Source organism: Rhizobium sp. NLR10b, assembly GCF_019685435.1.
In the GTDB taxonomy this organism is placed as follows: Bacteria; Pseudomonadota; Alphaproteobacteria; order Rhizobiales; family Rhizobiaceae; genus Rhizobium.
In genome coordinates, this window is record NZ_JABDWV010000013.1 from 64,469 (window position 1) to 85,913 (window position 21,445).

At 61.1% G+C, this 21,445-nt stretch carries 21 protein-coding genes; 16 read left to right on the plus strand and 5 right to left on the minus strand.

The window, feature by feature from the left end; all coding sequences use genetic code 11:
- Positions 1 to 43 precede the first annotated feature (43 nt).
- From pgsA to HJB91_RS21210, 3 genes are all read left to right on the plus strand, one after another.
- Positions 44 to 634, plus strand: coding sequence for a CDP-diacylglycerol--glycerol-3-phosphate 3-phosphatidyltransferase (gene pgsA, locus HJB91_RS21200; RefSeq protein WP_011424811.1), 591 nt, complete (start codon positions 44 to 46; stop codon positions 632 to 634).
- Entirely contained in the window at positions 631 to 885 is a 255-nt protein-coding gene (gene moaD, locus HJB91_RS21205) for a molybdopterin converting factor subunit 1 (RefSeq protein WP_221147298.1), read from the plus strand. The genes pgsA and moaD overlap by 4 nt, the downstream gene beginning before the upstream one ends.
- Before the next feature lie 149 nt (positions 886 to 1,034).
- Positions 1,035 to 1,493, plus strand: a complete 459-nt coding sequence (locus HJB91_RS21210) for a molybdenum cofactor biosynthesis protein MoaE (protein WP_221147299.1) — start codon at positions 1,035 to 1,037, stop codon at positions 1,491 to 1,493.
- Position 1,494: 1 nt separating this feature from the next.
- Here the strand turns inward: HJB91_RS21210 and HJB91_RS21215 are convergent, their stop codons facing one another.
- On the minus strand, positions 1,495 to 2,391 hold the full coding sequence (locus HJB91_RS21215) for a branched-chain amino acid ABC transporter permease (RefSeq protein ID WP_221147300.1): 897 nt from the start codon (positions 2,389 to 2,391) through the stop codon (positions 1,495 to 1,497).
- Between the two features lie 64 nt (positions 2,392 to 2,455).
- On the opposite strand from HJB91_RS21215, the gene HJB91_RS21220 reads away from it, so the two are divergent.
- Positions 2,456 to 3,001: a CGNR zinc finger domain-containing protein gene (locus HJB91_RS21220; protein WP_221147301.1), complete on the plus strand. Its 546-nt coding sequence runs from the start codon at positions 2,456 to 2,458 to the stop codon at positions 2,999 to 3,001.
- On the plus strand, positions 2,998 to 3,501 hold the full coding sequence (locus HJB91_RS21225) for a hypothetical protein (RefSeq protein WP_221147302.1): 504 nt from the start codon (positions 2,998 to 3,000) through the stop codon (positions 3,499 to 3,501). The genes HJB91_RS21220 and HJB91_RS21225 overlap by 4 nt, the downstream gene beginning before the upstream one ends.
- Before the next feature lie 72 nt (positions 3,502 to 3,573).
- Here HJB91_RS21225 and ndk read toward each other — a convergent pair whose 3' ends face one another.
- Complete coding sequence (gene ndk / locus HJB91_RS21230; RefSeq protein WP_004680549.1) at positions 3,574 to 3,996, minus strand: nucleoside-diphosphate kinase; 423 nt, start codon at positions 3,994 to 3,996, stop codon at positions 3,574 to 3,576.
- 81 nt (positions 3,997 to 4,077) lie between these two features.
- On the minus strand, positions 4,078 to 4,767 hold the full coding sequence (locus tag HJB91_RS21235) for a glutathione S-transferase family protein (RefSeq protein WP_210628397.1): 690 nt from the start codon (positions 4,765 to 4,767) through the stop codon (positions 4,078 to 4,080).
- Between the two features lie 138 nt (positions 4,768 to 4,905).
- Between HJB91_RS21235 and HJB91_RS21240 the strand changes: the two genes are divergently transcribed.
- The 6 genes from HJB91_RS21240 (at position 4,906) to HJB91_RS21265 (ending at position 12,712) form a co-directional block, all read left to right on the plus strand.
- Positions 4,906 to 5,415 carry a DinB family protein gene (locus HJB91_RS21240; RefSeq protein WP_210628398.1) on the plus strand — a complete coding sequence of 170 codons (510 nt, stop codon included), beginning with the start codon at positions 4,906 to 4,908 and terminating at the stop codon, positions 5,413 to 5,415.
- A 147-nt stretch (positions 5,416 to 5,562) separates the two neighbouring features.
- A complete protein-coding gene (locus HJB91_RS21245; RefSeq protein WP_221155852.1) occupies positions 5,563 to 6,612 on the plus strand; it encodes a GGDEF domain-containing protein in 1,050 nt (349 codons plus the stop codon).
- 119 nt (positions 6,613 to 6,731) lie between these two features.
- Positions 6,732 to 8,615: an ABC-F family ATP-binding cassette domain-containing protein gene (locus tag HJB91_RS21250; RefSeq protein ID WP_221155853.1), complete on the plus strand. Its 1,884-nt coding sequence runs from the start codon at positions 6,732 to 6,734 to the stop codon at positions 8,613 to 8,615.
- Between the two features lie 125 nt (positions 8,616 to 8,740).
- The gene (locus HJB91_RS21255; RefSeq protein WP_221155854.1) at positions 8,741 to 9,589 is read left to right on the plus strand and encodes a polysaccharide deacetylase family protein; all 849 of its coding nucleotides are present in this window, start codon (positions 8,741 to 8,743) and stop codon (positions 9,587 to 9,589) included.
- A gap of 67 nt (positions 9,590 to 9,656) precedes the next feature.
- Positions 9,657 to 11,696 carry a prolyl oligopeptidase family serine peptidase gene (locus tag HJB91_RS21260; RefSeq protein WP_221155855.1) on the plus strand — a complete coding sequence of 680 codons (2,040 nt, stop codon included), beginning with the start codon at positions 9,657 to 9,659 and terminating at the stop codon, positions 11,694 to 11,696.
- Positions 11,697 to 11,785: 89 nt separating this feature from the next.
- Positions 11,786 to 12,712, plus strand: coding sequence for a Gfo/Idh/MocA family protein (locus tag HJB91_RS21265; RefSeq protein ID WP_210628403.1), 927 nt, complete (start codon positions 11,786 to 11,788; stop codon positions 12,710 to 12,712).
- Positions 12,713 to 12,758: 46 nt separating this feature from the next.
- Here the strand turns inward: HJB91_RS21265 and HJB91_RS21270 are convergent, their stop codons facing one another.
- Positions 12,759 to 13,208 (minus strand): DNA polymerase III subunit chi, encoded by a 450-nt coding sequence (locus HJB91_RS21270; protein ID WP_210628404.1) that lies wholly within the window; start codon positions 13,206 to 13,208, stop codon positions 12,759 to 12,761.
- Positions 13,205 to 14,698 (minus strand): leucyl aminopeptidase, encoded by a 1,494-nt coding sequence (locus HJB91_RS21275; RefSeq protein ID WP_210628405.1) that lies wholly within the window; start codon positions 14,696 to 14,698, stop codon positions 13,205 to 13,207. Before HJB91_RS21275 ends, HJB91_RS21270 begins: the two co-directional genes overlap by 4 nt.
- Positions 14,699 to 14,841: 143 nt before the next feature.
- On the opposite strand from HJB91_RS21275, the gene lpxF reads away from it, so the two are divergent.
- From lpxF to HJB91_RS21300, 5 genes are all read left to right on the plus strand, one after another.
- The gene (gene lpxF, locus HJB91_RS21280; RefSeq protein ID WP_210628406.1) at positions 14,842 to 15,615 is read left to right on the plus strand and encodes a phosphatase PAP2 family protein; all 774 of its coding nucleotides are present in this window, start codon (positions 14,842 to 14,844) and stop codon (positions 15,613 to 15,615) included.
- Positions 15,616 to 15,714: 99 nt separating this feature from the next.
- A complete protein-coding gene (gene lptF, locus HJB91_RS21285; protein WP_210628407.1) occupies positions 15,715 to 16,896 on the plus strand; it encodes an LPS export ABC transporter permease LptF in 1,182 nt (393 codons plus the stop codon).
- Positions 16,893 to 17,981, plus strand: a complete 1,089-nt coding sequence (lptG, locus tag HJB91_RS21290; RefSeq protein ID WP_210628408.1) for an LPS export ABC transporter permease LptG — start codon at positions 16,893 to 16,895, stop codon at positions 17,979 to 17,981. The genes lptF and lptG overlap by 4 nt, the downstream gene beginning before the upstream one ends.
- Entirely contained in the window at positions 17,981 to 20,311 is a 2,331-nt protein-coding gene (locus HJB91_RS21295) for an LPS-assembly protein LptD (RefSeq protein WP_210628409.1), read from the plus strand. The genes lptG and HJB91_RS21295 overlap by 1 nt, the downstream gene beginning before the upstream one ends.
- Positions 20,312 to 20,495: 184 nt before the next feature.
- A complete protein-coding gene (locus HJB91_RS21300) occupies positions 20,496 to 21,440 on the plus strand; it encodes a peptidylprolyl isomerase (protein WP_210628410.1) in 945 nt (314 codons plus the stop codon).
- Positions 21,441 to 21,445 lie beyond the last annotated feature (5 nt).

The window sequence follows — 21,445 nt, forward strand, 5'->3', positions numbered from 1 at the left end:
AGACGCGGCGCGGCAGCGGCGCTTCAATTCAGAGAAACGATCCATGGCATCGCGTGCGTACAGCCTTCCCAACCTTTTGACTTACGGCCGCATCCTCGCCGTGCCGCTGATCGTTCTCTGCTTCTTCGTCGAGGGCAGGCTGTCGATCAGCAATACGGCGCGCTGGGTAGCGCTGTGGATCTTCATCATCGCCTCAATCACCGATTTTCTCGACGGCTATCTCGCGCGCATCTGGAACCAGACGTCGAATATCGGCCGGATGCTCGATCCGATCGCCGACAAGCTGCTGGTCGCCTCGATCCTCCTGCTTGTCGCGGCCGACCAGACCATCGCCGGCTGGTCGATCTGGGCGGCAATCATCATTCTCTGCCGTGAGATCCTGGTTTCCGGCCTGCGCGAATATCTGGCGGCGCTGAAGGTCAGCGTGCCGGTGACACGGATCGCCAAGTGGAAGACGACGCTGCAGCTCGTCGCCATCGCCTTCCTGCTTGCCGGCCCGGCCGGCGACGAGATCTTCCCCTATACGACGCAGACCGGCATCGCGCTCTTGTGGATCGCGGCACTGCTGACCATCTATACCGGCTACGACTATTTCCGTGCCGGGCTGAAACATATCGTGGATGACGAGGAATGACGCGGCTTGTCTATTTCGCCTGGGTGCGCGAGCGCATCGGCAAGGGTGATGAGGAGATCGACCTCCCCTCCTCCGTCGTCACCGTCGCCGATCTTCTAAATCATTTGAAGACGTTGGGCGAGGAATATGAAGCCGCACTTCAATATCCCGAGGTGATCCGCGTGGCGCTCGACATGGAGCATGTTGAGCATGACGAGCCGATCGGCGCCGCACGCGAGATTGGGATTTTTCCGCCGATGACGGGGGGGTGATTGCCGCCCCGTCGGGCTTTGGAAGCATACAATGGCTAGGACTGCGCCTTCGTTTCTCTCCCTCATTCTTGTCCTCGGGCTTGACCCGAGGACAAGAATGAGGGAGTGCTGCGTACCGGTGACCTTCCAAATTGACGGAGGTCTGTGAGGTGACCACCCCCACCATCCGCGTCCAGCGCGAGGACTTCGACCTGCAGGCCGAGGTCGACCGGCTCTCTAAGCACAAGCCCGGCATCGGCGCCGTCGTGACCTTCTTCGGCCTATGCCGCGATGAAGGCGGCACGCTGGCCGCCCTCGAGCTCGAGCATTATCCCGGCATGGCCGAAGCCGAAATGACCCGCATCGGCGAGCTTGCCATCGCCCGTTTCGGGCTACTCGGCCTCACCGCCATTCACCGCTATGGCAAGATCGCCGCTGGCGAGAATATCGTGCTCGTCGTCGCAGCCGCGCCGCATCGGCAAGCGGCGTTCGACGGCGCCAATTTCGTCATGGATTTCCTGAAGACCGCAGCCCCCTTCTGGAAGAAGGAACACGGCAAGGATGGCGCCGCCGGCGACTGGGTCGCGGCGAAAGACGCCGACGATGCCGCGCGCGACAAGTGGAAATAAGTTAGAGAACCACGCGTTCCCTGCGGCTCATGACCAGAAGCAGGACCAGCAGCGAGAAGATCACTAGGTCTCGCCAGACGAAGGCGCCATAGGCGCCCCACATGGTTTCGATGACGGCAAGCCCGGCAGCACCGCCTGCCGAACGCAGCGGATCGGAATAGCCGCCGACGGCTGCGATCAGCAGTACCTTGAGCCCGAACATCAGGCCCGCGCCGAAATCCATCGAACCGTAGTAAAAGGTGGCGAGGATGCCGCAGAGGGTGGCGACGAGCGCGGCTGCCGCATAGGCGACAAGGAAGACAAGGCTGGCGCTGGTGCCGCAGAGCTCGGCGGCCAGCGGATCGTCGGTGACGGCGCGCCAGAGGCGGCCCCAGGCCGTGCGCCTGAGGATCAGCGCACCGATCGCGACGATGGCCGACATCAACGCCGTGTCGATCAGCTGGATATAGGTGAGCGTCACCTTGAACGGACCGTCGCTCCAGAAGACGACGACGTCGTTCAGGAACGGCGGCAGCCAGATCGCCCTTGTATCGGCTGCAAGGCGCGCGCTTTCCATCAACACGATCATGATGCCGAGGGCTGCAACGATCACGGTATTCGGCGATTTGCTGGCGAGCGGCAGCATGATCGAGCGGCCGATCCAGATGCCCGCCGCCAGCGAATAGACAATCGCGGCGCAGGCGCCGATGGCAAGGGCGGCCGGCAGCACCAGCCAGAACCTGACATAGGCGAGCTCGGTAAAGAGCAACAGGATCTGGCCCGAGAAGGCGAAGATCGCCCCATAAGTGATGTCGGCCCGCTTGGTCACGCCGAAGGCAACGGCATAACCGAAGGCGAGCGCGGCATAGAGGGCGGCAAGCGGCACCGCATTCGCCAGCTGCTGCAGAAGATAGGCCATTCCGAGAACTCCGCGTCAGCAAATTATAACTGGTAAAACCTATTTCGCCAGTTATAATTTCATCATGAGCTTTTCCTGGACCCCTCACCGTTTTGCCGGCGGCGCGCTGGCGCTGGATGTCGCCAACAGCGTCGTGCTGCGCGACGACCCAAAGCGGCGGATCGACCGCTTCGCGAGCCGCGAGCAGATGCGGAACTTCCCGCGCGCCGCCGCCGAATTCTGCGCCGAACGGGCCTTGTTCGGCGAGATCGCACCGCTGGCAGCACAAGACGAGGCCGATTTCTTCGCGCTGAGGGAAGCGATCGACCTCTATTTCCGCAAGCGTATACTGGACGGCAGCGACAACCAATTGCTGGCCGGGCTACTGGAAGCGGTGGCCAATATCTTGCGTGGAACCAATCCCGGCAATCTGGCCGCGGCGACCGCCCATTCGGCGCTCAGGCTGATTGCCATGCCGGATCCCGAGCGCATGAAGATCTGCGGCAATTGCGGCTGGCTGTTCATCGACCGCAGCAAGAACAGGAGCCGCGCCTGGTGCGACATGGCGGTCTGCGGCAACCGCGCCAAGGCGAACCGTCACTATCGCCGCAAGAAGGAGGAGACGCCATGAGAAAACATCTGATCGTAGCGGCGGCTGCCACGGGGCTTCTGCTTTCCGCCTGCCAGCGTCAGGCCGAAAACCTCGTCGAAGTCACCGGCCACCTCTTCGTCTTCAACTATCGGGTGGCGAGCGCCACCTATCTGCTGACGCTGAAGAAGACAGGCCCGATCCCTGATGGCTCGGTCATCATCGCCGAATTCGAAAACCCCGTGGGCGGCGCGCCGCTGATATTGAACCAGAAAATCTACCCGATCGACGACAAGATCGCGCTGCAGAGCGAAAACCTGCACTGCGTGCGCAAGGACCGCCCCTATTCGGTGAATGTCCGGCTGGTCGACAAGGACGGCAAGGTGCTTCAGCAATTGAAGACTGAGTTCCGCTCCGACCTCGACCAAACCGTACTGCCGAGCAAGCCGCTCGTCGTCGGCGCGCTTTATGACAAGAACCCGGAAGTCTTCAAGCCTGACGGCAGCGTCGATTTCTCGAACACCGACAAGTGTCCATCATAGAAAAAGCCGGAGCGACACCCCGGCTTTCAAGAGTCAATTCAAGGTATTGCGAGGCAATGCCGAAGCGCGGCCTCAGCCGACGATTTCGGTGTCGGAGAACCAGTACTTGATTTCCTGGGCAGCCGTTTCCGGGGCATCGGAGCCATGCACGGAGTTTTCGCCGATCGACAGCGCATGGACCTTGCGGATCGTGCCTTCGTCAGCGTTGGCCGGGTTGGTCGCGCCCATGATTTCGCGGTTCTTGAGGATCGCGCCTTCGCCTTCCAGAACCTGGACGACGGTTGGACCGGAGGTCATGCCTTCGACGAGTTCGCCGAAGAAGGGGCGATCCTTGTGAACGGCGTAGAAGCCTTCAGCTTCGCGGCGGCTCATCCAGACACGCTTGGAGGCGACGACGCGCAGGCCGGCATCTTCGAGCATCTTGGTGATGGCGCCCGTCAGGTTGCGCTTGGTTGCGTCCGGCTTGATCATCGAGAAGGTGCGTTCAATCGCCATAGTCAGATCCTCTGTTTTCTCGGGAAAAGTGGGCGGTCTTTACCCGCCCCAACGCCCGAAAACAAGGGGTCGGCGGCAATTTCACGCCGCTGTCACAGTCCTGCCGCGGCTTTCGTGAAGATCGAGGCAGCGTTCGAACCAGGCGACGACGGGATCGTCGGCGGCCAGCATGGCCAGCCCTGCGGACACGCGCAGCCATTGCAGCGCGCCGAAGACGATATAATCGGCAAAGAGCGGCGATTGCCCGCCGATGAAGGGCTGGAACTTCAGCATGTGACGGAGCGGCTCCAGCTTGGCGCCGAAGGCAGCCTTCTCCGCCTCGCTGTCGGCAGCAAAGACTTCCAGCGGCTTGCCGAGTCTGACCTCGCGGCTCTGACGAAAGTACGCCTTGTCCCCTTCGTCCAGGATCGCGTGGATATCGAGAAGGGCGATCCGCATGATCGCCGGGTGGATGATCATCTGCGAATAGCCCTCGACCATGCGCGACACCGCCTTGCCGCCCTCGCCATTGAACAGCGACGGCCGCTCCGGATATGCCTCTTCGAGATAGAGCGCGATGGCAAAACTGTCCGAGATCAGCCGGCCGTTATCGTCGAGCACGGGCAGGGTCGACGAGACGCCGCCGCCGATTTCGCGGATGCGGGCATAGGTTGTGGGGAGCTCCTCGAAATCGAGCCTCTTATGCGCGAGCGCCATCACCGCCTTCCAGCAATGGGGCGAAAAGAAGCGCCGTTCGTCGGCGCCGCAGAGGGAATAGAGGGCTCTGGTCATGATAATCCTTTCGAGGTCTGATCTGCCTGCATTCGACGACAGAAAGCGAGCGTGATCAAATCAGGAAATTTCATGGCGCCATCACTCGGATTACTTGGGAAACCGGCTAGACTGCTCCAGCAACGTCAGGGGAAATATATGCTTAGACATTTCAGGATGTTCGCGGCCTATAACCGCTGGGCCAATGCCCAAGTCTATGAGGCTGCGGCCGAACTCAGCGAGACGGAATTCCGCAGGGACCGCGGCGCCTTCTTCGGCTCGCTGCATCGCACGCTCAATCACCTGCTCGTCGCCGACCGGATATGGATGAGGCGTTTCACCGGCATCGGCGAAGCGCCGGCGACTCTCGATGCCGTGCTTTTCGAAGAGCTGGATGCGCTTGCCGCCGCGCGCAAGGCGGAGGACGAGCGCATCATTGCCTGGACAAGTACGCTCGATGAGGCGAGCCTTGCCGGTGACTTCACCTATGCCCCGGTGACGGAGCCGATCCGGATCACTCAGCCACTGTCGAGCGCGCTCGCGCACCTTTTCAATCACCAGACGCATCACCGCGGCCAGTGCCATATGACGCTGACGGCGTTGGGCAAACCGAGCCTCGGGCTGGACCTTATCTACTTTCTGCGCGGCGAAGGCCGCGAGTGGATGTGAGGCAGCCGTCTCCATCAAGACTGAATTAACCGCCTTTGCCGGTTCCCATCGCCAATCCGGCGCTTCCCTTCGTAAATTCAGCCTCTCTTAAAAGCTTGCGAGCATAGCAGACGTGAGAGTAATGAGACCGGGCGCGAGGGGTTCGTCATGCAGAATGCAAGTACAAAGGCACTGGTGGCGCGCGAGCCTGTACGCCCAGGGTCAATGACGGATATCCAGAAGATCGCCCAGCACATGGCGCGGCTCAACGTCGCCGCACTGCCACGCAACTACGAACTCTTTCATGAGGCGATCATCGGGCACAATCCTGGTCTTGCGCAGGATATCGCGGCGCTCGGATCGCAGCCGCAGCAGTCGATGCTCGACGAACTCGGGCTGAAATACCGCCTCGTCGGCCATTGCGGGCTGGCGGGCGAGACGTCGCGCAACGAGGCCAGCCGGACGCTGCGCGCGGTGGCGGAAAGGCTTGCCGAAGGATTGCGGCACAGAGACGCCTTTGCTCGCGCCTGCGGCACGATCCTGAGATCTGTCGGTGGTCACGAGGACCAGAGCCTTGCCGCCTTCATCGGCGAGGTCGATTACCTCTCCGCCTCGCTTGCAACGGTGATGTCGGCGGAGATGGAAATCGGCGCCAGACTGCAGGACGACATCAACAGGCTGGAAACGTTGGAGCGCGGCATTTCGGCGATGCAATCGGCCACCGTCGCCGACAAGATTACCGGCCTTGCAAACCGCATCGCGCTGAACCGGCAGATCACCGAACTCTACGAACGTGAAGAGGGTGCCGCCGGCAGCGCGCTGATCATGGTCGATATCGACGATTTCACCGACAGATACGGCACTCAGGCAGGCAACAAGCTCTTGAAGAAGCTTGCCGCGCTCTTTCGGAAGTCGGTGAAGAAGAACGACTTCGTCGCCCGCACAGAGGCCGACGAATTCGCCTTGCTGTTTGCCAATGTCGGCATGCAGGATGCGATTGCTATCGCCGAGCGCCTGCGCGCCTCCGTCGAAGAAAATCTCGTCTTCGCCACCTCCGACAAGGGTGATAGCGGCAGACTGACCATCTCGGTCGGCCTGGCGCTCAGCGCCGATGCGGCAACACCGGGACAGCTCCAGGCCAACGCCCGCGTCGCGCTGCTTGCCGCGCAATCGAACCGCCGCCTGCCGGTCCAGGCTTTCGGCCGCTCAGGCGTTTGAGTGCTGTCGGCGCGGACGAGCGAGCTCGCCGGGGGACGAGCGTGTTCGCCCGGACGAGCAAGCTCGCCGGGGGATAAGCGGTCTTGCCTTGGCGGGCAGTTTCGGCCAAAACGCCGGCCATGATCACGATTACCGACATTTCCGCCCGCATCGCCGGACGCCTGCTTCTCGACAATGCCAGCGTTTCGTTGCCTTCGGGCACGAAGGCGGGGCTGGTCGGGCGCAATGGCGCCGGCAAATCCACGCTGTTTCGCGTCATCACCGGCGATCTCGGTTCGGAGACCGGGGCGGTGTCGATCCCGAAGGCGGCGCGTATCGGTCAGGTGGCCCAGGAAGCGCCGGGAACCGAGGATTCCTTGATCGAGATCGTGCTTGCGGCCGATAAGGAACGGGCGGCCCTGCTTGCCGAAGCGGAAACGGCAAGCGACCCGCATCGCATCGCTGAAATCCAGATGCGCCTCGTCGATATCGATGCGCATTCGGCCGAAGCGCGGGCTGCGAGCATCCTTGCCGGTCTCGGCTTTGACCAGGCGGCGCAAGCCCGCCCCGCCTCCTCCTTCTCCGGTGGGTGGCGCATGCGCGTAGCGCTCGCCGCCGTACTGTTTGCCGAGCCGGACCTGCTTCTGCTCGACGAGCCGACAAACTACCTCGATCTCGAAGGCACGATGTGGCTGGAGGACTATATCCGCCGTTATCCGCATACGGTCATCATCATCAGCCACGACCGCGATCTCCTGAACAATGCGGTCAACTCCATCGTTCATCTCGATCAGAAAAAACTCACCTTCTACCGCGGCAACTACGACCAGTTCGAGCGGCAGAAGGCTGAGGCCGACGAGCTGCAGACGAAGGCAAAGGCAAAAAACGAGGCGGCGCGCAAACATCTGCAGAGCTTCATCGATCGCTTCAAGGCCAAGGCTTCCAAGGCCCGGCAGGCACAGTCGCGCGTCAAGGCGCTCGAGCGCATGGGAACGGTCGCCGCCGTGATCGAGGACCATGTGCAGCCGATAACCTTCCCCGAGCCGGAGAAGCAGCCCGCCTCGCCGATCGTCGCAATCCAGGGCGGCGCCGTCGGCTACGAACCCCGCAAGCCGATCCTGAAGAACCTCAACCTGCGCATCGACAACGACGATCGCATCGCCCTGCTCGGCTCGAATGGCAACGGCAAGTCGACCTTCGCCAAGTTCATCTCAGGGCGATTGTCGCCGGAGAGTGGCGAAGTAAAGGTTGCGCCGAGCCTGAAGATCGGTTTTTTCGCCCAGCATCAGCTCGACGACCTGATCCCCGAGCAGTCGGCGGTGGAACATGTGCGCCGGCTGATGCCGGCCGAACCGGAGGCCAAGGTGCGCGCCCGCGTTGCGCAGATGGGGCTGGCGACCGAAAAGATGGCTACCGCCGCCAAAGACCTTTCCGGCGGCGAGAAGGCACGCCTGCTGATGGGGCTTGCCGCCTTCCATGCGCCGAACCTGCTCATTCTCGACGAGCCGACCAACCATCTCGACATCGACAGCCGCCGTGCCCTCATCGAGGCGCTGAACGATTATGACGGTGCAGTCGTCCTGATTTCGCACGACCGCCACCTGATCGAGGCAACCGTCGACCGGCTGTGGCTGGTCAACGGCGGCACTGTCACCACCTTCGAAGGCGACATGGACGAATACCGCGACCTCATCGTTAGTTCCGGTAAGAAAAAAGAAGAGAGGCCGCAGACCAGCGACGATACGACCTCGAAGGCCGACCAGCGCAAGCTCAATGCCGAAAGGCGCGCCTCGCTGACGCCGCTGAAGAAAAAGATCAACGAAATCGAATCCTTGACGGCGAAGCTGGAGAAACAGATTCAGGCTCTTGATAAGGAGCTTGCGGATCCTGTTCTCTATGAGAAGACGCCTGCCAAAGCCGCGGAAAAGGCAAAACAGCGTCGCGAGGCAGCGGCAAAACTGACTGCTGCCGAGGAAGAGTGGCTGATGCTGTCAACCGAATATGAAGAGGCAATGGGAGGATAGCCACAGTCTTTTGGGAAACGCGGCGGAGCGCGGCGTCAGCACAATTCCTGCCGATCTCAACCGATCGTTAACCATAATTCGAAAGGTTGTCTCAACATTCATTACTGATTTGTTGAGCCCTTTCCATGCATCGATTTTTCGTTCTTTCCTGCATCGCCCTTGCGGCCGCCCTCTCCGCCTGCAGCACGACCAGACAAGCCCCCGACACCTCGATCAAAACCGCCTCGGTGATTGCGCCGGAGGGACGGACGTTTTCCGGCAAGCGCTCCGAGGATGATGAAGCGCCGCGCATGACCGGTTGGCACCATCTGGCCGGGCGGACGCTGGAGGTTTCCTCGCTTGCCGATCTCAAGCTGCAGGACAAGGAAGTGATTCTGAGCTTCGACGATGGCCCGATCCTCGGCCGGACGAACAAGGTGCTGGCGATCCTCGACCAGTTCGGCGTCAAGGGTGCCTTCATGATGGTCGGCGAGATGGCCGAGATGTATCCCGCGCTGGCGCGCAAGGTGGCGATGGACGGCAATGCGATCGGCAGTCACACCTATGACCACGCCAACCTGAGTTCGCTCGATTTCGACGCGGCGATGGCCGAGGTGATCAAGGGCGAATTGGCGGTGACCAAGGCCACGGGAACCAACGTCGCCTTCTTCCGCTTCCCCTATCTTGCCGAAAGCCACAGACTGCGTGCCGCGATCGCCATGCGCGATATGGTGGTCATGGATGTCGATATCGACAGCAAGGACTATTTCGCCACAACGCCGCTCTCCGTGACGCAGCGGACGATGGCCCTGCTGCACAAGCGCGGCCGCGGCATCATCCTGATGCACGACATCCATAAACGTACGATAACCATGCTGCCGACTCTGCTTTCGGATCTCGAAGCCGAGGGCTACAATGTCGTGACGCTGAAATTCAAGAAGCCGGAGGCGCCAAGCAACCTCGTCGCCTCGGCCGATCTGGTGATGACCCGCTAAGGCGGCTTGCCAAGCCGGGACCGGCTGCCTAGATCTGGGCGACGTCAATGCACGCGGCAGGTCAGCTATGAACCTTCACCTCGAAACGGACGATGATCCGCGCACCCGCCAATTCATCACCGAACACAATGCGCTCTCCGACACGGTATTGAGAACGCCGCAATTTGCCGAAGATCGTGAGGCGATCAAGGCGCTGATCGAGCGGCAGGACAGGCTGATCGTGCCGATGCGCCGCGGCGGTTGGCTGTTCGATTTCCGGCAGAGCAAGGACAATCCGCTCGGGGTCTGGCTGCGCCTGGCAGCCGGCCAGCAGCCGTTGCCGGAGGCCGATTGGGAGCCAGTCTTCGATCTCGACGCCTTCTGTCTGGACGAAGGCAGGCGCTGGAGCTGGCGCGGCGCTGTCACCTGTCCGTGGGAGCCGACGCGCGTTCTGCTGATGCTTTCGGACGGCGGCTCAGACCTCATCCGCCTGCTCGAATTCGACGCCGAGGGCAAACAGATCGTGAAGGGCGGTTTCGACACGCCCGCCGCGCGGTCGCATGCCACCTGGCTGAGCCGCGATGAGATCTGTTATTTCGGCTCGATCGACCGATTTTCGGCCACCCGCTCGGGATGGCCGCGCGTCGGGCGGCGGTTGAAGCGCGGGCAGCGGCCGGAAGATGCCGCCATCATGTTCGAAGCCGCCGATGAGGATGTGTATGGCTTCAATCTCGTTATCGACCCTGCCCTATTTGGCGCTTCGGCGAATGCCGGGCTGATCGACATTTTCGTCACCAGCCACGAAATCGGCGTGGCCAGCGCTTTCCTCATTGCCGATGATGGCGGGCAACGGCGCATCGATCTGCCCAAGGAGGCAGATTTTCAGTTCAATCATAATCATTGCCTCTGGCGGGCAAAGACCGATGAGCGCGTTGCGACCGGCAGCCTCGTGCTGCAATCCTTCGATCTCGCCTCACGGGCGCTGCTCGGGCCGGAACGGATCCTGTTTCAGCCTGGCGAGGGCCAGTCTATTTCGCAGATGATGCTGATGCGCGAATGGTGCGTGTTCATCGTTTCCGACCGGCTGCGCCCGCGTCTTCTGGTGCTCGACCTGACAAAGCCCGATGCCGAACAGCGGGAAATCGTGCTGCCGGCGGAGATGCAGACGGCTTATGTCAGGCCGCTCCATGCGGATCTGCATCTTGGCGACGACACACTCCACATCGTCGGCCAAGGTTTCCTGCAGCCGCCGACCTGCTACCGCCTCGAACTCTCCGATCGCAGCAGAGAGCCGGAGCCGATCTTCATCGCGGCAGCGCCGAGCTATTTCGATGCGACCGATATGTCGTCGGAACTGCTGGAGGCTGTGTCCGAGGACGGAACCAGGGTCGTCTACCAACTGGTGCTGCCGCGACAGTGGACCAAGGGAGCGCTGCCGGTGCTGATCTACGGCTATGGTGGCTTCGATGTCTCGCTATCGCCGAATTACTCCGGTGTAATCGGCCGCTGGCTGGAGCAAGGCGGCGCCTATGTGCAGGCCTATATCCGCGGCGGCGGTGAATTTGGCCCTGACTGGTATCGCAGCGCCAAGCGGCAGGGGCGAGACCGGGCCTTTGCCGATTTCGTCGCCATCGCCCGCGATCTCGTCGCTCGCGGCTACACCGTGCCATCGCGGATTGCCTGCCAGGGCGGCAGCAATGGCGGCCTGCTGACGGGTGTGATGCTGACGCGCTACCCGCACGATTTCGGCGCGGTCTGGTGCCAGGTGCCGGTGCTCGACATGACACGCTTCCACCTGTTCAGCGCCGGCCAGGCGTGGATGGACGAATATGGCGATCCGGAGACGCCAGCGGACCGGGAGTTCATGCTCGGCTATTCGCCGCTTCACAATATCAGGCCGGCCGGCGAGGTCACTTATCCGCCGATCTATATTGAAAGCTCCAGCAATGACGATCGCGTGCATCCCTCGCACGCACGCCGTTTTGCCGCGAGGCTGGAGGAAGAAGGACATCAGCTGCTCTTCCACGAATTCGGCTTGGGCGGGCATGGTGGCGACGGCAGTTCCGAGGAGCGCGCCGCCCGCGCGGCGATGGGTTACAGCTTCCTTCGCGAGACCATCATGCAATAGGATAGAGGAGCAGAGCTTGTCGGCGCTCTTCTTTCTGCTACAACAGGCTTAATAAATCATACTTTTCATACAGACACGAGCGAAACACCATGTCCCCTATCAATCTCGCCATCGTCGGCGTCGGCAAGATCGTCCGCGACCAGCACCTTCCTTCCATCGCCAAGAACCCGGATTTCAAGCTCGTCGCCACGGCAAGCCGTCACGGCACGGTCGAAGGCATCAACAGTTACATCACGATCGACGCGATGCTCGACGCCGAGCCTTCGATCGATGCCGTTTCGCTCTGCATGCCGCCGCAGTACCGCTATGAAGCCGCCTATAAGGCGCTCGTTGCCGGCAAGCATGTCTTCCTTGAAAAGCCGCCGGGTGCAACACTGAGCGAAGTGGCCGACCTCGAGGCGCTGGCGAACAAGCAAGGGGCGTCGCTCTTTGCCAGCTGGCATTCACGTTATGCGCCGGCCGTCGAAGCCGCCAAAGCGTTTCTTGCCTCGACGACGATCAAAAGCGTGCATGTGATCTGGAAAGAGGATGTCCGCCACTGGCATCCGAACCAGGACTGGATCTGGCAGGCCGGCGGCCTCGGCGTTTTCGATCCCGGCATCAATGCGCTGTCGATCGTCACCCATATCCTGCCGCGGCAGGTCTTCATCACCGGGGCTGTGCTCGAATTCCCGGAAAATCGTGATGCGCCGATCGCCGCCGACATTCACTTCCGCGATGCCGACGGCCTGCCGGTTCATGCCGAATTCGACTGGCGCCAGACCGGCAAGCAGAGCTGGGACATCGTCGCGGAAACGGCAGCCGGCCAAATGGTGCTCTCCGAGGGCGGCGCTAAGCTTTCCATCGACGGTAAGCTGACATTCGCCGAACCGGAACAGGAATATCCCTCGCTCTATCGCCGCTTCGCCGAAATCATCAAGGCGGGCAAATCGGATGTCGATCTCGCCCCCCTGCGCCACGTCGCCGACGCCTTCATGCTCGGCAAGCGGAAATTTGTTGACGCTTTCCACGACTGAGTGATTGGGCGGTCCTTGCCTGTCGGCTCCGACGGCAGGCACCCGCTCAGGCCTTCTTCTCCCACCGCCCTTCCGGTGTCTGCTGCCAATAGGTGAGGTTATGCCCCTCGCCTTTCAGTTTCTTCCATTGTGCGCGGGCAGCTTCCAGTTGCTCCTGGTCGTGGCCGTCGAACATGAAGACGACGCGCTCATAGGCATCGGCCGGCGGCGGCTCGGCGCCGTCGACAATGAAACGAACCGTCGCCGCATTGGCATTGTCCGACGTGACCGTCAAAAGCACCGGCTGGTTTTCGGCGAAATCAGCCGTGTCGATCCCATGCGGCAGGAAACTCTCCTCGCGAAACGTCCAAAGATGCGCATCGAGTGCATCGCGCCGCGCGGCCTCGCTCGTCTGGACGACGACGCGCCAGCCGCGCTCGATGCTTTTGTCGAGGAGCGGCGGAAGCGCGTCTTCCAGCCTGGTTTCGGTCAGATGATAAAAGAGAATGTCGGTCATCGGGATTCATGATGGGCGCGAACGAGCTCGTCGAGCAGGCGCACCCCGAAACCGGAACCCCAGGACTGGTTGATCTCATCCTGCGGCGAACCCATCGCCGTGCCGGCAATGTCGAGGTGCGCCCAGGGCGTGTCCTGCACGAAGCGTTTGAGGAAATGCGCCGCGGTGATCGAGCCGGCCTGACGGCCGCCGGTGTTCTTCATGTCGGCGAATTTGCTGTCGATCAGCTTGTCATAATCCTTGCCGAGCGGCATGCGCCAGAGTTTCTCGTTTGTGGAAAGGCCGGCCGCCGTCAGCTGGGCGGAAAGCTGGTCGTCATTGGAGAACAGGCCGGCATGCACGTTGCCAAGCGCCACGACGATTGCGCCGGTCAAGGTGGCCAGATTGATCATGAACTGCGGCTTGAAGCGATCATTGCAATACCAGAGCGCATCGCAAAGGACGAGGCGGCCTTCGGCATCGGTGTTGATCACCTCGATTGTCTGGCCGGACATTGAGGTGACGATGTCGCCCGGACGCTGGGCGTTGCCATCGGGCATATTCTCGACCAGGCCGATGATGCCGACGGCGTTGACGGCCGCCTTGCGGGAAGCGAGCACGTGCATCAGGCCGGTCACGGCTGCGGCACCGCCCATATCGCCCTTCATGTCCTCCATGCCGGCGGCCGGCTTGATCGAAATGCCGCCGGTATCGAAGACGACGCCCTTGCCGACGAAGGCGACGGGACGGTCCTTGCTCTTGCCACCCTTCCACTGCATGACCGCCAGACGCGGCGGGCGCACGGAGCCCTGAGCGACGCCGAGCAGCGCGCCCATGCCGAGACGGCGCATTTCCTTCTCGGTCAGGATTTCCACCTCGACGCCGAGCTTTTCCAGCTCCTTCGCCCTGGCGGCGAATTCGACAGGTCCAAGCGCGTTCGGCGGTTCATTGACAAGGTCACGGGCGAGATTGACGCCGCCGGCGATCGCTTCGGAATCGGAAAACGCCTTTTTGGCGCCGGCCGCATCGGTGGTGATGATCGTCACCCTGACCGATTTTGCCGGCTTCTCCTCGTCGTCGTTCTTCTTTGTCTTGTAGGCATCGAAGCTATAGGCGCGCAGCAGCATGCCAAGCGCGAAATCGGCGGCGGCGCGTGCGTTCGTCTCAAGGCCGGGCACGTCGATGAAGATGGCGGCCTTGTCAGTATTCTTGATTTTCGATGCCGCAGCACCGCCGGCCTTCAGCCAGTCATGGGCGGCGAGTTCGCCGGCCTTGCCAAGCCCGATGACGACGATGCGATCGACGGGTGCGCCTTCCGGGGCGACAATATCGAGCGCAGCCGTGGATTTCGCGGAGAATCGGGCGATCTTCGCAGCCTTGGCGATCACGCCTGCCGGATCAGCCGTTTCGGCGCCTGCGGCGCTGCCGGCCTCGGCAGTCTTCAACAGGATCGCCAGCCCGCCATTGAGCTTTGCCGACTTCGAGAATGAAATTTCGAACTTTACTGACATGTCTTCTCCGCTGGGATTCTTGAAATCCGTCCCAGGCGGATAATTTCGCGTTTGGCGGGTCTGTCAATGGCTCGCGACTATTGTTATGGTCGCCCGCGGCTGTCCAGGCCCTCATGTTTTCGTCAGTTTTGCAGATATTCGCGTTGACAGTTTTTTCGAAAAATCGATGGCGGAGACCGGTGATCCGCCTGCCGAAAACGACTTTCGGTGCATTCCTGCTTCTGTTCTGGGCGTGGTGGGCGCTGCTTGCCATCTTTCGCGCCTTCCCTGGAATAGACATTTATTTTTCCCAGCTTTTTTTCGTGGGCGCAGATTGTGACGCGACTGCCGCTGCCGGGAGCATCTGCGGCGGCTTTCCTTATCGCGACTCGGGGAATTTCGACCTGCTGCGAACCATCTTCTTCCGCCTGCCCTACGTCGTGGCGATCGTCATGGCGTGGAAATTGATCGAATGTTACCAGCAGCACGGCGCGACCTTCAACGCCGAGCGGGCGCGCAAGCTCAAAGTCGCACTCGGAACGATGCTGATCGGGCCGGTGCTGCTCGTCAATGTTATCCTGAAGGAACATTGGGGTCGGCCGCGGCCGGTGCAGACGGATATTTTCGGCGGGAGCCTGCATTTTGTCGAGGCAGGCTCGCTTGCCGGCAAATGCGTGTCGAACTGCTCCTTCGTCTCCGGCGAGGCGGCGAGCGCTGGATGGCTGTTCTGCCTTCTGCTCTTCGTGCCGAAATCGATGCGTTATGCGCTGGTTCCGCCCGTCGCCGCGATCTCGATCCTGACGCCAGCCTTGCGGCTATCCTTCGGCGCGCATTATCTTTCCGACGTGACGCTCGGATGGCTCTCCTCGCTTGTCGTCTTCGCGGCGCTGCTGGCGTTAACTGAGTCGCAACAGGACCAAAAAAATTCTGAAATTTGAATGAATTTTTGACACCTGCTTGTCGCAAAAGCGCGACAAAGAGCGTAGAGGGATTCTCCTGCAAGCCGTTTGGGCGTGCAGGTGCTTTCAAGGGCCGGCATGAAACTACTCGAGACATACATATTGCGGCGCGTCGGCCAGATGTTTCTCGTGGCGCTCCTGCCCGTGCTGGCGATCATCTGGACGACACAGGTTTTGCAGCGCATTAACCTCGTCACCGACAGCGGCCAGTCGATCGGCTCGTTCGCCAAGCTCGCGACGATGATCCTGCCGTCGATCATTCCCGTGGTGCTGCCCTTCGCCCTCGTCATCGCCATCACCCAGACGCTGACGACGATGAACAACGATTCCGAGCTAACCGTCATCGACGCAGCCGGCGCACGGCGCAGCATTCTGGTCCGGCCGATCCTGCTGCTTGCCGCCATCATCAGCGTCTTTTCCTTCTTCGTCGACAATATCGTCGAGCCACGGGCAAAGACCGTGGCGCGTCAGATGATCGCCGAAACCTACGCCGATCTCCTCTCCTCGGTCATCGAGGAAAAGACCTTCCGCAAGCTCGACGAGGGTCTCTATGTGCAGATCTCGCAGCGCCTGGCCGGGCGCATGCTGAAGGGCCTGTTCGTCGCCGACGAGCGGGACCCGGCCTACGAGCTCATCTATTACGCCAAGGAAGGCGCTGTCGACGATACCGGCACGACGCTGATCATGCACGACGGCGAGGTGCATCGCAAAACGCCCGACGGCAACGTCTCGGTCATCAATTTCGATTCCTATTCTTTCGACCTCTCCGACATGACGGAGAGCCGCGGGCAGGCGACGCTGAAAGCCAGCGACCGTGACCTGTGGTTCCTGTTCAATCCGGATCCGAACGACAAGGACTATACGATCCGCCCGCAGAGCTACCGCGCCGAACTGCATCGACGGCTGACGGACTGGATCCTGCCCGTCGTCTTTGCATTGTTCTCACTGGCGATCGCCGGCGATGCGCGCTCGCACCGGGAAGCGCGGCTGCATCCAATGGTGAGCGCGCTCGGCTATGCTTTTGCGCTACGATGGGCTGCCTTCTACGCCGCGAACCAAATCGACACCGATCCGGAATATATCGCAGTTCTCTACGCCATTCCGATCGTCAGCAGCCTCGTCTCGATCATCTTCCTCGGCCTACACAAGCGGCTGGTCATGCCTTCGTTCGTCTGGGACCGGATATCGGCTTCCTGGAGACGGATGCAAGAAAGACTGCTTACCGCGACCAGCAGGTCCGGCGGGGGCACGGCCCAATGATGTTCGGGACATTGTCGCGTTATTTCTTTCGCCGTTACCTGGCGACGACCTGCTGGTTTCTGATCGGCGTGTCGGCGATCGCCTTCCTCCTTGATTTCAGCGAGACGGCGGGACGCATGTCCGGCCTGCCTGGCTACACGATCGGCGGCGGCATCGTGATGACCGCCGTGCGCCTGCCGCTCATCCTGCAGCAGACAATCCCCTTCGTCGCCCTCTTCGTCGGCATGACGGTGCTGATCGGGCTCAATCGGAAATATGAGCTCGTGGTCACGCGTGCGGCAGGCATCTCTGTCTGGCAATTCATGTTTCCCTTCATCGCCGGCTCAATTGCGCTCGGCGTGCTGACGATGACGGCGCTCAACCCGCTTGCCGCCTGGGGACAGCGCCAGGCGCTGCTGGTCGAGTCCGACTGGCGTGGCGAAAACGCAGTTCTGCGCAAGGCGCCGCAGATCCCATGGCTGCGCCAGATCAGCGGCCGCGACGATGTCATCATTGGCGCCCAGACGGTCCAGGAGAACGGAACCAAGCTGGTCGACGCCGTATTGATCCATTTCGATTCAAGCGGCCGAGTCATTCTGAGACAGGATGCCGCCACGGCAAAGTTGGAAGATGGTTACTGGCAGCTTAACGGCGTCGTCGAGCGCAAGCCTGGCGAAATCCCGCTGCGCAAAGCTTCGGTCCAACTTCGCACCAATCTGAAACAGGATTTCGTTCAGGAGCGGCTGACAGCGCCGGAAACAATTGGTTTCTTTGACCTTTCCAATCGCATTGCAGCGGCAAAGTCATTCGGCATCTCGACCAAGGCATTGGAGACGCAATTCAACTCTCTGTTGTCTCAGCCATTGCTGCTGGTGGCCATGACTCTCATTGCTGCAACAGTGTCCCTAAAATTTAGCCGGTTCAACCAATCCCGCTCCGTGATTCTGGGTGGAATCCTGTCAGGCTTCATGCTTTATGTCATCACCGTGCTTGTTAAAGCATTCGGAAGCAGTGGAGTCGTGCCTCCCTTCGTGGCGACGTGGATACCGGTCGTCGTCGCGTTGGCCTTGGGCGCGACTATTTTGCTTCATCAGGAGGACGGCTAGTGGCGGTAGGCGACCGCAAGTACTTTAGTAAACAGTTGGTTGCCCTGCTTGTCGGTGCGGCTCTATGTTCCTATTTCGGCAGTGCCCCGGCCTCCTATGGCCAGGCCAGCACGCCTGAACAAAATATCGAGAATAAGATTCCCGAAGGGGCCAAGCTTCTGCTTTCGGCCAATGAACTCGTCTATAACCGTGACGCCGAACTCGTGTCGGCGATCGGCGGCGTGCAGATCAACTATGGCGGCTATAAAATGGTCGCACAGAAGGTCGAGTACAACCAGAAGACTGGCCGGATGATGGCGCTCGGCAATGTCGAACTCGTCAGTCCGGACGGCAACCGCATCTATGCCGACAACCTAGACGTGACCGACAATTTCGCCGACGGGTTCCTGAACTCGCTGCGCATCGAAACCGCCGACAATACGCGTATCGTCGCCGAAAGCGGCGAGCGGGTCGGCGGCACGAAGATGATTCTCAACAAGGGCGTCTATACCGCCTGCCTTCCCTGCGCCGAAGATCCGAAGCGCGCACCGTTCTGGCAGGTCAAGGCAAAGCGCGTGATCCAGAACGGCGAGACCCATACGATCCGTCTGGAGCGGGCGCGTTTCGAGCTGCTCGGCTACCCGATTGCCTTCGTGCCGTTCATCGAGGTTCCCGACAATACGGTGAAGCGTAAGTCCGGCTTCCTGTTCCCGACGATGAGCCTGTCGCAGAACCTCGGCTTCGGTCTTTCCATTCCTTATTATTATGTGATCTCGCCGAGCATGGATGCGACGGTCACGGCGACCGGCTACACGGCCCAGGGCTTCCTCGTCGAAGGCGAATTCCGTCAGCGCTTCGAGAACGGCACGCATATCCTGCGCGTCGCCGGCATCAACCAGGCAAAGCCGGGCAATTTCAGCTCGGGCACCAGCGATGCCGAAGCCGAGCAGCGCGCCATGGTGGCGTCAAAGGCGGAATTCCGCATCAATCCGCGCTGGACGTTCGGCTGGGACGTCATGGTGCAGAGCGACAATAATTTCTCGAAGACCTACAAACTGCGCGGCTTGAGCGGCACGGATCGCACGAACCAGATCTACCTGACGGGGCTCGGGAAACGGAATTATTTCGACATGCGGGCGTTTTATTTCGACGTCCAGGATGCCGACCGGACGAACACGGCCGAAAAACAGCAGGCCATCGTCTATCCCGCGCTTGATTATCACTATGTCGCGCCTCAGCCGCTTGCAGGCGGCGAACTTTCTGCGGACGTCAATTTGACGAATATTTCGCGCACACACGACGACTTCTATACTGTCGACGGATTCGACCGCTTCCGCGGCCTGAAGGGCCAGACTTCGCGCCTGACCGCCGAACTTCAATGGAAACGCACCTATGTCACGCCGACCGGTCTGGTGATCACGCCGCTTCTGGCCGCGCGCGGCGACGCTTTCGCGCTGAACATGAACGACCCGACCGGTTACGCCGGCAATTATCTTGACGACGAATCCGCCACCCGCTCGATGCTCACCGCCGGGCTGGAGATGCGGTATCCGATCCTGATGACGACTGATAACAGCACGCATATTCTGGAGCCGATCGTCCAAATCTATGCACGCCCCGACGAGCAGCTCGCCGGCCGGCTGCCGAACGAGGATGCACAAAGTTTCGTTTTCGATGCCACCTCGCTCTTCGACCGCGATAAATTCTCAGGTTACGACCGCGTCGAGGGCGGCACTCGCGCCAATGTCGGCTTCCAATATACCGGGACGTTTGACAGCGGTTACAAGCTGCACGGCATTTTTGGCCAGTCTTATCAGATTGCCGGCCAGAATTCGTTCGCGACCGATGACCTCGTCAATGTCGGCGCGGATTCGGGCCTCGAAACCGATCGCTCCGACTATGTCGGCCTCGGCGGCGTCGAAACACCCTATGGTGTTTCCGTTGCGGCCTCCTACCGGCTCGACGAGAAGGATTTCGAGTTTCGCCGTGGCGACCTGACGACAGGCTACCAGAACGACACCTTCCAGACGCAGGTGACCTACACGCATCTCAGCGCCCAGCCGGCCTATGGCTTCGCCGAGGACAACGACGAGATCCAGACCAGCAGCAGAGTCAAGTTCAAGGACTATTGGTCGATCTTCGGCGGCATCGCGTGGGATCTGAACAACGATGTGATCAGCCGCCGGACGCTCGGCCTTTCCTATGAGGACGAATGCACGATCTTCACGATCGCCTATACGGATAGCAGGGATTCCGACGACGAGTCGGCAAGCGACTGGACGATTGGCGCGCGGCTGACGTTCCGCACGCTCGGCGACATCAAGATCGGCTCCGACACTCTCTCCAACTAGCGGGCGGACGGCGTAATCATGGCCTCAAGTCATTCTTTCGCCGTAAGCCTGTGCAGGACATTGCCGCCAGTCGATATCAGAGGCATAGGAGTTTCGCGCCGCCACGGAAGCGATTTCCGCGTGTCTCGCACTGTGGTAAGGACGCCGCGATCAACCTCTCGCGGCGCAATTGGGAGGTCAACAGATGATTGACGCAAAAAAAGCCATAACCGCCTTTCTCGCCGGCGCAGCGATTGCCTTGCTGACGGGCCTTGCTGGCCCGGCGCTTGCAGCAAGCGGAGTCCAGGCCGTGGTGAACGGCACAGCCATCACCAGCGGCGATGTCGCCAAGCGTCAGGCCTTCCTGCGCCTGCAGCATACCAAGGCCGACGCCAAGACCGCCACGGAGCAATTGATCGACGAGACGCTCAAGCGCCAGGAGGTCGCCCGCGTCCATATGTCGGTTTCGCAGCAAGACGTCGATGCGTCTTTCGCGCGCTTTTCGGCCGGCAACAAACTTTCCGTGGAACAGATGTCGCAGATTCTCGATCGCGCCGGCGTCGGCGTCGACCATTTCAAAGGCTTCATCGCCGTGCAGATGAGCTGGCCGCGCGTCGTCAATGCGCGCTACGGCTCGACCTCGCGGCTGTCGAACTATGATCTCGTCTCGCGCATGATGCAGAACAACAAGCAAAAGCCGGTAACAACGGAATATATGCTGCAGCAGATCATCTTCGTCATTCCCGAGGCCAAGCGCGGCGCCGTCACCGGCAAGCGCAAGGGCGAGGCCGAGGCATCGCGCTCAAAATTTCCTGGCTGTGATCAGGCAAAGACCTTTGCCGCGACAATGCGCGATGTTTCCGTGCGTGACCTCGGCCGCATGCTCGCTCCCGAGATCCCGCCGGACTGGAAACCTCTGGTCGAGCAGGCCAAGGGCAACACCACAGGCACCCGCGTCACCGAGAAGGGCGTCGAATATCTGGCGATCTGCAGCCAGCGCCAGGTCTCCGACGACCAGGCCGCCGAAATGGTCTTCCGCCAGGAGGACCTCGACAAGTCCAAGGCCGGCAAGAATGGCCCGCCGGAAAACGAAAACAGCAAGAAATACCTGGACGAACTGCGCAAGAAGGCGCAGATCGCCTATCGCTGACCGAC

Bases quoted from the DNA above. Each gene is read 5' to 3' on its own strand.
- pgsA (WP_011424811.1), top strand. From the start codon at position 44: ATGGCATCGCGTGCGTACAGCCTTCCCAACCTTTTGACTTACGGCCGC.
- moaD (WP_221147298.1), top strand. From the start codon at position 631: ATGACGCGGCTTGTCTATTTCGCCTGGGTGCGCGAGCGCATCGGCAAG.
- HJB91_RS21215 (WP_221147300.1), bottom strand. From the start codon at position 2,391: ATGGCCTATCTTCTGCAGCAGCTGGCGAATGCGGTGCCGCTTGCCGCC.
- HJB91_RS21220 (WP_221147301.1), top strand. From the start codon at position 2,456: ATGAGCTTTTCCTGGACCCCTCACCGTTTTGCCGGCGGCGCGCTGGCG.
- HJB91_RS21225 (WP_221147302.1), top strand. From the start codon at position 2,998: ATGAGAAAACATCTGATCGTAGCGGCGGCTGCCACGGGGCTTCTGCTT.
- ndk (WP_004680549.1), bottom strand. From the start codon at position 3,996: ATGGCGATTGAACGCACCTTCTCGATGATCAAGCCGGACGCAACCAAG.
- HJB91_RS21235 (WP_210628397.1), bottom strand. From the start codon at position 4,767: ATGACCAGAGCCCTCTATTCCCTCTGCGGCGCCGACGAACGGCGCTTC.
- HJB91_RS21240 (WP_210628398.1), top strand. From the start codon at position 4,906: ATGCTTAGACATTTCAGGATGTTCGCGGCCTATAACCGCTGGGCCAAT.
- HJB91_RS21245 (WP_221155852.1), top strand. From the start codon at position 5,563: ATGCAGAATGCAAGTACAAAGGCACTGGTGGCGCGCGAGCCTGTACGC.
- HJB91_RS21250 (WP_221155853.1), top strand. From the start codon at position 6,732: ATGATCACGATTACCGACATTTCCGCCCGCATCGCCGGACGCCTGCTT.
- HJB91_RS21255 (WP_221155854.1), top strand. From the start codon at position 8,741: ATGCATCGATTTTTCGTTCTTTCCTGCATCGCCCTTGCGGCCGCCCTC.
- HJB91_RS21260 (WP_221155855.1), top strand. From the start codon at position 9,657: ATGAACCTTCACCTCGAAACGGACGATGATCCGCGCACCCGCCAATTC.
- HJB91_RS21265 (WP_210628403.1), top strand. From the start codon at position 11,786: ATGTCCCCTATCAATCTCGCCATCGTCGGCGTCGGCAAGATCGTCCGC.
- HJB91_RS21270 (WP_210628404.1), bottom strand. From the start codon at position 13,208: ATGACCGACATTCTCTTTTATCATCTGACCGAAACCAGGCTGGAAGAC.
- HJB91_RS21275 (WP_210628405.1), bottom strand. From the start codon at position 14,698: ATGTCAGTAAAGTTCGAAATTTCATTCTCGAAGTCGGCAAAGCTCAAT.
- lptF (WP_210628407.1), top strand. From the start codon at position 15,715: ATGAAACTACTCGAGACATACATATTGCGGCGCGTCGGCCAGATGTTT.
- lptG (WP_210628408.1), top strand. From the start codon at position 16,893: ATGATGTTCGGGACATTGTCGCGTTATTTCTTTCGCCGTTACCTGGCG.
- HJB91_RS21300 (WP_210628410.1), top strand. From the start codon at position 20,496: ATGATTGACGCAAAAAAAGCCATAACCGCCTTTCTCGCCGGCGCAGCG.